We start from the raw sequence: 13,941 nt of genomic DNA, 5'->3' as shown, positions 1-13,941 counted from the left end.
TCCCAGGGCTGAGCTTTGACTTCAAAAGCGGCTATTGCCTCTTCATATGTGCAAGGTTCATATACATGAGCCATCATTTTCGGACACATTGATATTCGAATAAACAGCTCTCTATCAGAAGTATCGAGTGGTGACAACATTATCCTATGGCCTATGAGATGCACAATATTTCCTAGACTTTATAACGCCGCTGCCAAGGCGCAAAGTAAAGCTGGCGCGGCCTTTGCGCCTTTTGCAAAGGGCGTGACAGCTTCACTTTGTCGCTCTTGGGCGCTTTGTTATGCAAGCCCACTAGATGTAGCCTCTCTGTTTGTCTTCGGCTATAACTGCGATGAACTGAAAGATCAATCCAACGACCATTATCCCGCCAAACACCAGTGCCAACTCTAGAATGATGAATGGGAAAAAGATTGCAAGAACAGCCACCAAGACATAGGCAAGCTGTGCGAAGAAAGTTGCAGTCATTGCAGCATCATTCCCTGCTTGCATATCTTTCTTGGCGAGAAATACTAATGGACCAGTCGCGGCACCATAAGACCAAATCAGTACTGGGATATAGGATGAAGAATCTGCTTTTGTAGCGAAAAAGTACAACGTCCAAATGCACCAGGCTGTAATGACCGCCATTGTGTACAGAGCGCTAAAAAACGCGCATATGTAGACCACGAACTTGTTCGCCCGATCTCCCATGGCAGCTATAGGGGCGGCAAAAATAAGACCTGGTAGCATTGCAAACCCGAGCAAGAACGAAGCAGCAAATAGATACAGAATTCCCCACCCAATAACACCCCATTCGCCCAAAACCGCAAGCCAAATGCCAGAAACAATTCCTCCGAACATATTCAGGAGCATCAGTGGCACAACTAAAGCTGTCATTACTTTTTCCATGGCTTCCACTTGACCTCGCTAGGTTGCATAACGCCCGCAACACCGGACAATTTGTAGCGAAGCGGAAAATTGTTCCGCGTGCTTGCGCTTGTTAGGCGCCTTAGAAAAGACTATTTTGTTGATGTTTAAAAGATTGAATAACATCTCTAATTTTCAATTTTTTATCAGCTTTCTCTAAGGCTGATGAGCTCATGTAAGAAGTAAGTTTTTCAAGATCACTTACTTCTTTTATCTTGAGAAATTCTTTAGCTTTGTTTATATACACTAGAGCTGATTTCTTTCTTTTTAGGAGCTCAATTGCATTACTCAGAGTTCCAGTGCTTTTAGTATCCCAAACCATCAACCCATAATCACAATCTTCAGCCATCTTTAAGTCTTTAGCCGTAAAAAATGCTCTGGTTCCTGAAGGTGCATTAGTTTCAATCTTTGATACGGGCCAATGTCCGAGATTATTTCTTGGACTATCACCGGAACAGTACACAAGGACGTATTTCATATTCTTTGAAATCAAATATTCTTGAATAGAACTATCTACGCCGCTAGCGTCACCAACAATTACTTGATAACCAGATTCAACTATGTTGTTGATTCTATTTTGAACATTCTGATCTAGGTTCTTGATTCCCATAGAACCCGATATGAATACTTTATGCATTATCTTTTCCTAGTTACCGTGGCCACATAAATATTTCTTATTTTACTATAACCTCGCAATACAGTTGTAGCGGCCTCCAAAGAAGAGCCTGTATCAAATAGGTCATCAACGATCAGTACATCGAATAGGCCTTCACCTAATACATCGTATGCTTTGAATACTCCTACGAGTGTAGACACCTTTTCATCTCTCGCTTCGATATCTTTCATAGCTGGTGTACTACCAGTTTTAACAAGTAAGTTTTCAACGCAGGGGATACCCATGCGGTTAGCTAGATCTCTTGCTATCTCTGTGACTGGCTGCCTAGTTCTAACTTTCGAAGCTGGCATAGGTATTACTAAACTCGATGATGAAAAAGGCCCACCAAAAGAGTTGTATAATTGCTGACCTATGATTGGCACCTGTGAAAAATCAGATCGATATTTTAGCTGAAACAGAGCTTCGCCAGCTTCTGGGCGTTCTGTGTCAAACTGCATGTGTCCATATTCGTTATATCCAATCGGCGTACTACGAATAGTATGCTTATCCAACGAGTAACCTAAGGTCCAATTCCCTTCAATCTTCTTAATATTTACTTCCATTGCAATTTCTCTCAAATTACTCGAATCGCCTAACATTTGTGTAGTGTGCTGGCACATGTCGTAATCGTTCGTTTAAATTGGTAACTCACCAAAAACAATACAAAAACCATCTAAAAAGTCGCCTTTTACTGTCAGCAAAGTAAGCACGCACACTTTGCTGTTCGACTACGCCTGGTAACACTATTTTTGTTTAAATTATGTAATTGAAAATAGGGCATATTTATCCTACATGCAAGCTTTAAGTGTGCGACTTTGAGCCGTGAAGCGTGCCGATTGATCGATTATGCTTAACTCACGATTATCAAAAATCATGGATGTTAATGATGGCGAGCCCTTTTATTGAAAAACTTCGCGCTGATATGCGATTACGTGGCTATAGCTTAAAAACTGAGAAATCTTATTTAGGTTGGATACGGCAGTTTATCCATCTTCATAAAAAACGACATCCTATTGATATGGGAGCGGAAGAGGTGAAGGCCTTTTTAAGTTGGTTGGCGAATGAGCGCCATGTTGCTGTTAATACGCAAAAAGTTGCTCTAAATGCTTTGGTGTATCTTTATCACAAAGCGCTGAATCAAGAACTAGGTGATCTTAATTTTAGCCTTGCTACTAAACAGCGTCAGTTGCCTGTAGTGCTCACACCTGAGGAAGTTCAGCGCATTTTAAACCAGCTTAGTGGTCGAAATAAGCTGATTATTGAACTCCTATACGGTAGTGGTTTAAGAGTAAGTGAGGCGCTTCGTTTGCGGGTTAAAGATATCAATTCTAGTCATTCTGCACTTACGATTCGTGACGGTAAAGGCAAGAAAGATCGGCAACTTCATCGATAGATTTAGCTGACGCGCGTTCAATAATGATGCGCCGGTATACTGCTGTAAGGTGATAGCTTGGGTCAAAACTCAGCTCCAGAAACGACAAAAGCGGTATCCGGTTAAGATACCGCTTTTGCTGATGAAGCGCTAGCGCTTGAGGAACTTGCAGACCCACCTCCGGACCCTGCTACGTAGCTGGGGCCGCAAGTCTTTCTTTCAAAAACCGGGCAATCCTGCTGATAGCTTCATGTAGGTCATCAATTTGGGTAAGAACACCATGCGGAAGTATTGGTTGCTGGCAAGGTTAAAGCCGCTACCTGGCACTACCAAGACTTTTTCTTGTTGCAGTAATTGCATGACAAAGTCTTGATCGTTTTCTATGGGATAAAGTTCAGGATCTAAATGTACGAATAAGTACATGGCCCCTTGAGGGCTATTTACCGAGACTCCAGGAATCGCATTAAGATGCTCGACCGCAAAATTGCGTTGTTCATATAATCGCCCTTCTGGCGCACATAAAGCCTCTATCGACTGACTACCACCCAAAGCTGTTTGAACGGCAAGCTGCGCTGGAACATTGGCACACAGCCGCATACTTGAAAGCGTCTCTAACGCATTAAAAATGTAACCGGCATGATCTATCGCACCACTGATGATTAACCATCCAGACCGAAACCCGGCTGCTCGATAAGCTTTTGATAAGCCATTAAAGGTAAAACAAAGCACTCGCGGGTTAACTGCAGCTATCGAAACGTGCTCAGTTTCGTCAAATAATACTTTATCGTAAATCTCATCAGAGAACAGAAGTAACTGATGAGTTTCAGCAATGTCTGCGATGGCTGTTAGTAGAGCTTTACTGTAAACAGCACCCGTTGGGTTATTCGGGTTAATCACCAAAATAGCACGTGTCTTTGCCGTAACCTTGCTAGCAATGTCTTTAACGTTTGGGGCCCATTGATTTGCAGGGTCGCATTGATAGTAGACCGGCTTGCCACCAGCTAAGGTTACTGCCGCAGACCAGAGCGGATAGTCTGGCGATGGAATGAGCACTTCATCATCTGGATTCACAATAGCTTGAGTCACCAAACTTATAAGTTCAGAAACGCCATTCCCCATAAAGATATGCTCATGGGTCACCCCTTCAATGCCCTTACGTTGGGCTTCTTGCATGACCGCTTTACGAGCCTGAAATAGGCCCTTGGAATGGCTGTATCCCTGTGCATGAAATAGATTTTCTGCAATGTCGCTAACAATTTCTTGGGGGGCGTATAGCTCGTATGGCGCCAGATTACCAATGTTGAGACGAATAATCGGATGTCCTGCTTTTTCCAAACGTTCAGCTTCTTGCTGCACAGCTCCTCGAATATCGTAACGAATATTCTGCATTCTCGTTGCTGGAGTAACCATGTATCTATCCTTGTTCAGAGAAAAGTGAGGAACTTGCAGACCCACCTCCGGCCCCGGCTCCGTAGCTGGGGCCGCAAGTCTTTCAACTAAGTTTTTCAACTCAAACTAACGATGCAGCCACAACAAATCATTCACCTCACTTTCAGTAGGTGCGTACCCGCAAGGGGCGCTGAGTAGCAGCGCGCGCAGTTCATCAATTTTGAAGTTTTGGCAGGCGTCGTCCAACGCATCCAGCAACGTAGACATTTCATCCCAGGGTAAATAGGCTTCTTGGGCTTGGCAGATGCGTGGGTGGGCGCAGTCGATGACATTGTCGCCGATCAGCAGTTCTTCGTAGAGCTTCTCGCCAGGGCGCAGGCCACTAAAGGCTATCTCGATATCGCCATGGGGGTTACTCGAATCACGCACTTCAAGGCCGGATAAATGAATCATTTTACGAGCTAAATCGACTATTTTCACAGGATCGCCCATATCCAACACAAACACCGAACCGGATGTTCCCATGGTACCAGCTTGGATCACTAGTTGAGCGGCTTCAGGGATGGTCATAAAGTAACGAGTGATCTCTGGATGGGTGACGGTAACAGGGCCACCCTCGGCTATTTGCCGTTTAAATAGAGGTACTACGGAGCCAGAAGAACCTAACACGTTACCAAAGCGTACCATACAGAAGCGAGTCGCTACGTCAGAGCGTGACGCGAGGCCCTGCAAGACTAACTCTGACAAGCGTTTGGTGGTGCCCATCACATTGGTGGGGCGCACCGCTTTATCTGTAGAAATCAGCACAAACTGTTCAACGCCTGAGGCAATCGCTGCTTCCGCAGTATGCCAGGTGCCGAACACGTTATTACGTACGCCTTCTACCATGTTAAATTCAACCAGCGGCACATGTTTATAGGCCGCAGCATGGTAAACCGTTTGCACTTTAAAAGCGCGCATCACGGCTTCAACTCGGTTGCGGCGCTGTACCGTGCCTATCATCGGATAAATCGGTACTGATAAGCCCAAACGCGCGGACATCGCACGGAGTTCGTTATCGATGCTGTAAAGGCCGTACTCGCTAAGTTCGTAGAGTACTAATGCGGCTGGCTTTTGTTGCAAGATCTGACGACACAGCTCAGAACCAATCGAACCGCCGGCCCCCGTAACTAAAACCACTTTGCCACGAATGTGTTGCTGCATCAGCGCCGGCTCTGGGTCTACCGGATCGCGGCCCAATAAATCTTCGATGTGAACATCTTGCAAGGCATCGATGGCCAAATCGCCATTCACCATATCGGCCATACCCGGTACCGTTTGTACCAGGACGTTAAGCGATTCTAATGATTCTAAAATTTGTTTACGCACCGAACGTGGTGCAGACGGCAGCGCCAGTAGAATGCGTTGTACGTGTGAGCAGCGCACAGCTTCAGGCACTCGAGTCGGGTCGATAACAGGGATACCCAGAATCGTTGAGCGCTGCAGGGTTTTGTCATCATCGACAAACACTACCGGATGAAACTGCTCGCCATTGATCAATGCCTGTGCCAACTGGCGTCCGGCCGAGCCAGCACCATAAATCATCACGCGCGTTTTACGACGGCTCACCATGCGATGATACATTTCGCGCATGGCCAACCGGCTACCACCTATCAGCAGTAAACTCACCAAGCCAAAATTAACGACGGCCTCGAAAGGTAAACTGACACCAAACAGATGCACTAAAGCGTAAAGCCAGATGGTTGCTACCAGCACCCCGGCAAAAACCAAACCCAGAGCTCGGATACTGACATAGCGCACCACCGCACGATACAACCCTAACCTAGTAAAGACCGCCAACGAGCCAACCGCTAAGCCTACGTATACCCCGGCCCACTGCCATAAATGGCCCGGCATATTCAGGTTAAACGACAAACAGTAAGCAATCACTAACGCCAGCAGTAGCGCCGCAGAATCAGCAACTAAGCTAATCACTCGTTTCACCGAGCGTGGAAGTTGCAAAAGTTGACTAAGCAGGTTCACGTGCAATACATCCTAATTGTGCAGAAAGGTAGCTCCAACACCATAGGCAATCCGCTGCCTTGGTAGGTAAAACATTGGCGCAAGTATAGCTTTGTTAACGGGGTGTTACAAGGATTTGCAAAGTAAGAAAGGAGTTTGGGGGAAAGAGAAGGGGGAGCCGATTGAAATGAATGCCCATAACGACAAAAGCGTAGTCAAAACTAACTTTTACAAAATACACTATTTGACCATCCGTTGGGAGGCAATAGCCCCCTGTGTGTCAAGTTGCGAGAGTTCACCTTACTCGATCACCACTGCCGCGGCCAGCGACGGTCATGAAAATGTACTTGAAGTAGTCGCCCACGCTCAGAGAGGCTAGCATGCGGGCGTCGGTTTCGGCGAGCAGGACCGGAGTGGACATGTCGATTTCGTTGACTTGAGCCAAGCCGGTGATGCCAGGGCGAACGTCGAGCACGCCTCGAGTACGGCGCTCCTCGATGAGCTCTTCTTGATTAAACAGGCATGGCCGAGGCCCAACCAAGCTCATTTCGCCCTTCAAAACGTTCCACAGCTGCGGAAGCTCGTCGAGTTTGGTGCGGCGCAGGAAGTGTCCGAACCGCGTAATGGACGCGGAACTGGCGAGGTGAGAAGCGACTGAAGCGGTATCGACGCGCATAGTGCGAAACTTCACCAGAGTAAACGGACGACCATGACGCCCTACGCGTTCCTGACGAAAAAGCGGTGAACCTGTGTCAAACAAACCAACCACAAACAGAATGACTAACACGGGAAATCCCACAACTAACCCCACCAGCGAAAAAAAGAAATCAAACAACCGAATCAAGAGCCATCTCCTTGAGCACATCTTCAAGCTTTACGCGAGGCGTCCAGCCTAAAACCTGTTTAGTATGTTCTATATCGACTTGTAACGAGCCTAACAGCCGTTCTGCAACCACACTTTTGCCCAGCACTCTCGCACCCAGAGAAAGTGCAGACGGCGGACATGGTAACAATCGCGGACTCTTTCCATACGCACGGGTCATCGCCGACAACAATTCTGGTGTCGACACATCCGCGTCATCACTGACCATAAACGTCTGGTTTCCAGCATCCTTATGCGAAACGCAGGTCACAATTAAATCGACGAGGTTATCCAGCGCAACCATGCTTCGCTTATTGCGTACGGACGCTAACGGTAGTGGTAAGTTACGCCCAGCAAGGCGCATCATTGCGGCGAAGTTAGCCTTCACTCCGCGGCCATACACCAACGGCGGACGAATGATAGTGACTTCCATGCCTGTACGCGCCGCAATTTCACGAAGACCTTCTTCGGCGCGGGCTTTAGAAATGCCATAGTCATCTTCAGGAGCCAATGGCGAATCGTAAGCAAATGGCTCATCAATACGCGTTGATTCACCCAAAGCCTTCACCGAGCTCAAATAGATAAATCGTCGCACTCCAGCAGCGGCGGCTTGTGTAGCCAAACGCAGCGTCGACTCAGTATTGAATTGCAAATAAGCCGCCAACGGATCATCCAAGGTTTCATCCATGACATGCGCACGAGCAGCGCAATGGATTAAGCATTGAACCTCACACAACGTGTCCTGAATATCGAATCTATTCCTCAAGTCCAATTCAAAATTACGTGTAGCTGATACTGTTTGTCGCCCGAAACTAAGTGTCATATACCCGGCGGTATTTAATACAGATAATAGATTTGAACCCACAAAACCCGATGAGCCTGTTAGGGCGACTCTCGTATATAGCGTATGCATTAGATGCTAGAACTCCAAGGAACCAATATATCTAAAAAGGTAAGAAAACGAGTGATTACTATCAAAGAGAAATCTATAACTTCGATTGGTGAAAGATTTGTTTCACCGCAAACTCAACTGAAAAATACTTCTCAAGTAAGTGACGAGATTTAGCCCCCATGCCCATACGGAGCTCAGCAGATGCGAGTAGGGCTTTTGCCGCTTGCTGCAAAGCTTCGTCGTTTCCATTAACGAAAATAAGGCCAGCATTATTATCATTGACTAAATCTATTACATCATTCCCTTCGTTAACACTACCCAAAATAGGAAGAGATTCATTCATATAGCCTAATAGCTTACCGGGAAAGTTATGTGCTGTATGTCTGGCTGATAAAGAAATCAAACCGACGTCAACTTGTGTAAGCAACTCCCGATAGCTCGCCTGCGACACAGATGGCTTTATTGTCACATTACTTAATTGCCAATCGTCTTTTAATCGATGGATTAGCTCCACCTCATCTCCTTGACCAACAAATAAAAAGTGTGCGTTAAATTCCGACTTCATGGCTCTAGCAAGACGCATCAAGTTTGTCATATCCTGTGCGTGACCGATATTTCCCCCATAAAAAAATATTACCTTATCACCTAACTCCCAAGCATTTCTCCAGTTGGTGGACACGCTATCACGATCTAAAGGCTGTGTATCAGCCCAATTCATGAGAACATTTACGTTCGCATAACCTGGGTGCAATCTATGAAAAAGTTCACGATTAGCCTCAGACATTACTCCGATACAGTCTGCGGTCTTATAGTTAATGCGCTCAAAATATTTGAAATATCTTGCTATGATAGAAGTTTCTGTAATGATTCCCTGATCAATAATCCATTGAGGAAACATATCGCGCAGTATCAAATAAACACAGGCTCCATGAGCTTTCAACTTTTTTGTCAATGGCCCGAAAAAGATTGTGGGTGAATAATTTATACAAAAGTCGAAGGGATGACTTTTCACATTCTTCTTAATCGCTCGCCACGCATTGATTGATAAAAAGGATTCATTAATAGCGCGTTTAACTTTTCCTACTCCCCGAGTTTGCCCATTTCGAAAACGCCACACGTCGATGCCTTCAAATGAATCTTCGATCAACAATAAACTTTGATTCGGCCCCCCTGGCGTTATTACTACAACATCATGGCCAATTTTTTGAAGTTCAAGCGCCAATTCATGGAACATTTTTGCGTGAACCCTTGTTCCGCTGGGAAGATACTCATCGGGAAGTAAGGCAATTCTCACGACTTACTTTCTCCAAACCACATTATTTACATAGTCGGTGTAACTAATAATTGTACGCAACACCTTATCGGAAACATTTGGAGCAACATAGTCGCGCACCACATTAATAGAACGTTCGACGCCGCGCTTCTGGCAAGCCAAAATGTCAATACCTTGAAGAATGCGGTCGACATTCATTCCAGTAAACATTACCGCCCCCTCCTCTAATCCCTCTGGCCGTTCCTGCGCCTCGCGTATATTTAGCGCTGGAAAGTTAAGTATTGATGACTCTTCGGTAATGGTACCGCTATCACTTAATACTACCTTTGCTTCGGTTTGCAATCGAACATAATCAGAAAAGCCAAGAGGCTTTAACAATTCCACAAGTGGGTGGAATTCAAGTTTCAGTAAATCAATTTTCTTTCTAGTTCGAGGGTGGGTTGAGACAATAATTGGTAGCTCAAACCGAACAGCAATTTCATTCAGAGCCTTAACATATTTCCGAATATTAATGTCTGAATCGACATTTTCTTCTCTATGAACACTTACTAAGAAAAACTTCTGACTCGACAGCCTCAAACGATTCAGGACCGATGAATTTTTAATCTTTTGCCTGTAAAATTGCAATACTTCATCCATTGGACTGCCGGTTTTGACAATAAAATCTGGCTTCAAACCCTCACGTAACAAGTATTCACGAGCGATGTCACTATAAGGTAAATTTACATCTGAAATGTGATCGACGATCTTCCGATTAATTTCCTCTGGAACACGCAAGTCAAAACATCTATTTCCAGCTTCCATGTGAAAAATGGGTATTTTTCGACGTTTGGCGCTTATAGCCGCCATCGCACTATTGGTATCACCTAATATTAGTAGAGCGTCAGGCCGCCTTTCCTCGAAAATCTTGTCAGACTTAGCGATAACCTGAGCAATCGTCTCTGCAGCGGTTACTCCCGCGCATTCGAGAAATATATCAGGGCTACGAATACCTAGATCGTCAAAGAATATTTGGTTAAGCTCATAGTCATAATTCTGACCTGTGTGAACCAAGATATGTTCACAGAAAGTGTCTAGCTTTACGATAGTGCGGGATAGACGAATAATTTCCGGTCGCGTACCGACAATTGTCATAACCTTAAGCTTTTTCATGCATTAAAATCCCTTAAGTATTCATCATGCATCATCCGTATAAGCTCATTCCACGAGGGTGGAACGAAGCCTACCGAAGTGCGTAAACTTGTGGAGTCTAAACTACGGTCAATAAAAAATGTTTCGTTCTTATTGATATCGATACCTTTTTTATAAACATCCTTGATAAGCCCTAGAAGACTAAATTTATCGATTCTCTCAGCGCTCAAATGATAGACACCAGTTAGATTGGAATTTGGAACAACGTAGTCCTCAATGAATTTGGCAACGTAGACTGTTGGCATGCCGGAAAAAAAAGCTCTACTGTAGCCTTGTATCGCTGAGGATTGGCTCAAAAACCAATCAATAAGACTTACATTAGAGTTAAGTTCGTGACCAATAATTGAAGTCCTAAGAGTCAAATGAGGAGCATAATCAACCTCCCCAAGTAACTTGGAACGTCCGTAGAGATCGGTAGCGTCTGGAATATCACTTTCTTTATACATTCCACGGGTGCCAGCGAATACACAGTCAGTCGAAAAATGAACTAATCGTGCATCGTTGCGTAAACAAATATCCGCTAAAATATGAGGAAGCAACGCATTGATCTTTATCGATGGGACTGGTTTTTTCGCTGTATCTAATTGTTTTATGATGCCGATACAATTGAATACAAAATCTGGCCGAAACTCTGTAATTATTTCTTCTACTGATTGAACATCATCAACATCAACACCTGATATTATATTGTTAAATCCCAACTTGCTAATAATATCCCGATTGACATCTGATCTGACTGTACCCTTCACGTCGAAGTTAGATTTAAGAGAAAAGTAGCGATGAATACTTCCACCAAGCATACCGTTAGCGCCAAGAACTAAGATACGATTACTCATTGATTTGCGCTCTCTCGCCCGCAATAATTTGCCTAATAAAATTAAGCTTTAATAGTAAAGCTTTCATTTCCTCGACTGACAAGCGAGCGGTATTATGGGAATTATAATCGTCTATCTGACTTAACTCTCGACTACCTTCTTCAAAGAATTTGCTATAGTTTAGATCTCGGTTATCGGCTGGAATTCGATAATAGTCACCCTGCTCTTCAGCAATCAGCATCTCCTCTCGGCTACAAAGAACTTCAAATAGTTTTTCACCATGACGCGTTCCGATTACGTTTATCGGATGCTTTGGGCGATCCAACAAATCGAGCAGAGCTTCACACAATACCGAAATTGTCGAAGCCGGAGCTTTTTGAACGAATATATCACCATTAACACCATTCTCGAATGCGTGGATAACAAGGTCTACCGCATCATCAAGAGTCATCATAAAGCGCGTCATGTTGCTATCGGTAATGGTCAAAGCTTTGTTATTAATAACTTGCTCAACAAAAAGGGGGATCACCGAGCCACGAGATGCCATAACATTGCCGTAGCGAGTACCACAGATCACTGTTTTGGCAGGATCGACATTTCTTGACTTGGCGACCATGACCTTTTCCATCATAGCCTTTGATATGCCCATAGCATTGATAGGATAAACAGCCTTATCTGTACTCAAACAAACGACACGTTTGACACTGTTACAGATAGCTGCTTCGATAACATTCTCTGTACCAATTACATTAGTCTTGACCGCTTCAATGGGATAGAACTCGCACGAGGGGACTTGCTTCAAAGCTGCTGCGTGAAAAATGAAATCAACGTCTCGAGATGCATTTAAAATACTCTGATAATCACGAACATCGCCGATGTAAAACTTAAGTTTTTCATTATTAAATGCCTTCCGCATATCATCTTGCTTTTTTTCATCTCGGCTAAATATACGAATTTCTTTTAAGTCGGAATCCAAAAAACGACGTAGTACCGCGTTACCAAATGAACCCGTACCTCCTGTAATCAATAACGTCTTATTATTAAATATCATAATCTTCCTTTCCATTCTTCAAAGCGAACTCAAACATCTCTGCTGACTTCTTCCGGACTTCATCACCAGAGAAACGCATAACTGCCCAATCTAAAACAAACTTTCGTCGTTCGAACAATCTATTTCTAGGTTCATTCGCAACATTCTCGATAATTTCAACAAACTTCTCGGGACACGACAATGTGACGTCCCATCCTATCCCCATATTCTCTAATCCTCGCCATGGAGTACGGTCGGAGATCAATACAGGAAGACCAGACGATAACGCTTCGACGATAACATGACCGTAATTTTCTCCTAGCGTCGGTAAAAAGAATAAATTATACCTACTTAAAACATTAGACACTTCACTCGGTTTTATAAAACCTTTATATGAAACCAAAACATTCAGTGGAAGGTCCTTTATAATCGAGCAACAGCGCTCCCAATAGTCATTATCTTCTATGGGCCCAAAGATATCAAAAACCACCTCGCTCTTAACATATTTTAGGCAATTTAACGCATACTCCAGATTTTTCATCCTTGAAACACGCCCAAGAAAGACCATCTTGAAATATTTATCAGGGACATAACCGGAAATACTTGGAAATTTATTGGACGCTATATTTGGACAAATAAAAATATTGGCTCGCTCTCCAAATTGTACTCGAATATCGTGTTCTTCTTTAGGAGTGGATGCTTGGAAGACAACTCTCTTACTTAAGTTTAACCTTTTGAAAAGCCATAAATAACAGGCCTTCTTAATCCGACTAAACTTAAGAGCTTCTAATGAAAACTCTCCCCTTGGAGCAATTATAACTGAACGTCTACGCAACAACCCAACGAATAACGGAAGAATTGAAAATTTAAATGAAAAGAAACTATTCAAGTAAAATATAGTTGAGTTAACCGCAAATAAAACAGAAATAAAACGTAAGAAAGAAATGGCTCCGGACGATGAATAATATATAGTATAATTTTTAAAATAATTCCAATGATCTTTAGAAACTTCTTCATAAGGGGTCATATCACCAAGATCACGATCTCTTGTAATTACTTTAAAATGAAAAGATCTTGACTCCAGATGTTCAATCAAATTAACTAAAGTTTTAATCGGACCACCGGCTTTAAAACCTGGGATAAAATAGTCAACCACTGCTAATATTTCGATTTTTCGCATTAATTAACTCAACAGAAAGCTTGATAAAAATGGAGGTCTACAGAATCATCAAAATGAATGTGATCAATCACAAAACTAACCACTGCTACCTTTGCCTCCATAACAGTTGCACATCTACGCATACATGTAGGTTTAAGTTAGAGATTAACCATACCGATTATTCTTGCAGGATTTCCGGCTACTATCGAAAAATCTTCTACATCTTTGGTAACAACAGCGCCCGCACCTACTACTGCGCCATTGCCGATACGATTTACGTTCGGCAAAATTATAACTCTCGCACCGATCCAAACATCCGAACCGATAGAAAGTGGGCATTTTACAGGTTCACTTCTGGGATAGAGTCCGTGGGAATGAGTTTGAATATAAACCCCC

11 protein-coding genes and 3 pseudogenes are annotated in these 13,941 nt (G+C 43.7%); 1 reads left to right on the top strand and 13 read right to left on the bottom strand.

Going from position 1 to position 13,941, the window contains the following annotated elements; all coding sequences use genetic code 11:
* Nucleotides 1–291: 291 nt before the first annotated feature.
* From ACQ661_RS05365 to ACQ661_RS05355, 3 genes are all read right to left on the bottom strand, one after another.
* Complete coding sequence (locus ACQ661_RS05365) at nucleotides 292–888, bottom strand: hypothetical protein (protein WP_431667851.1); 597 nt, start codon at nucleotides 886–888, stop codon at nucleotides 292–294.
* A 100-nt stretch (nucleotides 889–988) separates the two neighbouring features.
* Complete coding sequence (locus tag ACQ661_RS05360; RefSeq protein WP_431667850.1) at nucleotides 989–1,543, bottom strand: hypothetical protein; 555 nt, start codon at nucleotides 1,541–1,543, stop codon at nucleotides 989–991.
* Complete coding sequence (locus ACQ661_RS05355) at nucleotides 1,543–2,181, bottom strand: ComF family protein (RefSeq protein WP_431667849.1); 639 nt, start codon at nucleotides 2,179–2,181, stop codon at nucleotides 1,543–1,545. The genes ACQ661_RS05360 and ACQ661_RS05355 overlap by 1 nt, the downstream gene beginning before the upstream one ends.
* 257 nt (nucleotides 2,182–2,438) lie before the next feature.
* Between ACQ661_RS05355 and ACQ661_RS05350 the strand changes: the two are divergent.
* Nucleotides 2,439–2,942: pseudogene (locus tag ACQ661_RS05350) on the top strand (phage integrase N-terminal SAM-like domain-containing protein); the annotation flags it as partial.
* A gap of 181 nt (nucleotides 2,943–3,123) precedes the next feature.
* On the opposite strand, the pseudogene ACQ661_RS05345 reads toward ACQ661_RS05350, so the two are convergent.
* The 10 genes and pseudogenes from ACQ661_RS05345 to ACQ661_RS05300 form a co-directional block, all read right to left on the bottom strand.
* Nucleotides 3,124–4,343: pseudogene (locus ACQ661_RS05345) on the bottom strand (pyridoxal phosphate-dependent aminotransferase).
* 105 nt (nucleotides 4,344–4,448) lie between these two features.
* A complete protein-coding gene (locus ACQ661_RS05340) occupies nucleotides 4,449–6,344 on the bottom strand; it encodes a polysaccharide biosynthesis protein (RefSeq protein WP_431667847.1) in 1,896 nt (631 codons plus the stop codon).
* Between the two features lie 274 nt (nucleotides 6,345–6,618).
* Nucleotides 6,619–7,167 carry a sugar transferase gene (locus tag ACQ661_RS05335; protein WP_431667846.1) on the bottom strand — a complete coding sequence of 183 codons (549 nt, stop codon included), beginning with the start codon at nucleotides 7,165–7,167 and terminating at the stop codon, nucleotides 6,619–6,621.
* Nucleotides 7,151–8,098, bottom strand: coding sequence for a UDP-glucose 4-epimerase family protein (locus ACQ661_RS05330; RefSeq protein WP_431667845.1), 948 nt, complete (start codon nucleotides 8,096–8,098; stop codon nucleotides 7,151–7,153). Before ACQ661_RS05330 ends, ACQ661_RS05335 begins: the two co-directional genes overlap by 17 nt.
* A gap of 73 nt (nucleotides 8,099–8,171) precedes the next feature.
* Nucleotides 8,172–9,371, bottom strand: coding sequence for a glycosyltransferase family 4 protein (locus ACQ661_RS05325; RefSeq protein WP_431667844.1), 1,200 nt, complete (start codon nucleotides 9,369–9,371; stop codon nucleotides 8,172–8,174).
* A gap of 3 nt (nucleotides 9,372–9,374) precedes the next feature.
* Nucleotides 9,375–10,502 (bottom strand): non-hydrolyzing UDP-N-acetylglucosamine 2-epimerase, encoded by a 1,128-nt coding sequence (gene wecB, locus ACQ661_RS05320; protein ID WP_431667842.1) that lies wholly within the window; start codon nucleotides 10,500–10,502, stop codon nucleotides 9,375–9,377.
* Nucleotides 10,499–11,377 carry a dTDP-4-dehydrorhamnose reductase family protein gene (locus ACQ661_RS05315; RefSeq protein ID WP_431667840.1) on the bottom strand — a complete coding sequence of 293 codons (879 nt, stop codon included), beginning with the start codon at nucleotides 11,375–11,377 and terminating at the stop codon, nucleotides 10,499–10,501. Before ACQ661_RS05315 ends, wecB begins: the two co-directional genes overlap by 4 nt.
* Nucleotides 11,370–12,407: a polysaccharide biosynthesis protein gene (locus ACQ661_RS05310; protein ID WP_431667839.1), complete on the bottom strand. Its 1,038-nt coding sequence runs from the start codon at nucleotides 12,405–12,407 to the stop codon at nucleotides 11,370–11,372. The genes ACQ661_RS05315 and ACQ661_RS05310 overlap by 8 nt, the downstream gene beginning before the upstream one ends.
* Entirely contained in the window at nucleotides 12,397–13,566 is a 1,170-nt protein-coding gene (locus tag ACQ661_RS05305) for a glycosyltransferase (protein ID WP_431667837.1), read from the bottom strand. The genes ACQ661_RS05310 and ACQ661_RS05305 overlap by 11 nt, the downstream gene beginning before the upstream one ends.
* A gap of 155 nt (nucleotides 13,567–13,721) precedes the next feature.
* Nucleotides 13,722–13,871: pseudogene (locus ACQ661_RS05300) on the bottom strand (acyltransferase); the annotation flags it as partial.
* Between the last annotated feature and the right edge of the window lie 70 nt (nucleotides 13,872–13,941).

Origin of the sequence: Pseudidiomarina sp. WS423 (assembly GCF_050750165.1) — a bacterium.
Taxonomy (GTDB): Bacteria; Pseudomonadota; Gammaproteobacteria; order Enterobacterales; family Alteromonadaceae; genus Pseudidiomarina; species Pseudidiomarina fusca.
This window is presented reverse-complemented; position numbering and strand designations above follow the sequence as displayed.

What these genes read in the sequence shown, in the direction of transcription:
- ACQ661_RS05365 (WP_431667851.1), bottom strand. Translation starts at nt 888, where the DNA reads ATGGAAAAAGTAATGACAGCTTTAGTTGTGCCACTGATGCTCCTGAAT.
- ACQ661_RS05360 (WP_431667850.1), bottom strand. Translation starts at nt 1,543, where the DNA reads ATGCATAAAGTATTCATATCGGGTTCTATGGGAATCAAGAACCTAGAT.
- ACQ661_RS05355 (WP_431667849.1), bottom strand. Translation starts at nt 2,181, where the DNA reads ATGTGCCAGCACACTACACAAATGTTAGGCGATTCGAGTAATTTGAGA.
- ACQ661_RS05330 (WP_431667845.1), bottom strand. Translation starts at nt 8,098, where the DNA reads ATGCATACGCTATATACGAGAGTCGCCCTAACAGGCTCATCGGGTTTT.
- wecB (WP_431667842.1), bottom strand. Translation starts at nt 10,502, where the DNA reads ATGAAAAAGCTTAAGGTTATGACAATTGTCGGTACGCGACCGGAAATT.
- ACQ661_RS05315 (WP_431667840.1), bottom strand. Translation starts at nt 11,377, where the DNA reads ATGAGTAATCGTATCTTAGTTCTTGGCGCTAACGGTATGCTTGGTGGA.
- ACQ661_RS05310 (WP_431667839.1), bottom strand. Translation starts at nt 12,407, where the DNA reads ATGATATTTAATAATAAGACGTTATTGATTACAGGAGGTACGGGTTCA.
- ACQ661_RS05305 (WP_431667837.1), bottom strand. Translation starts at nt 13,566, where the DNA reads ATGCGAAAAATCGAAATATTAGCAGTGGTTGACTATTTTATCCCAGGT.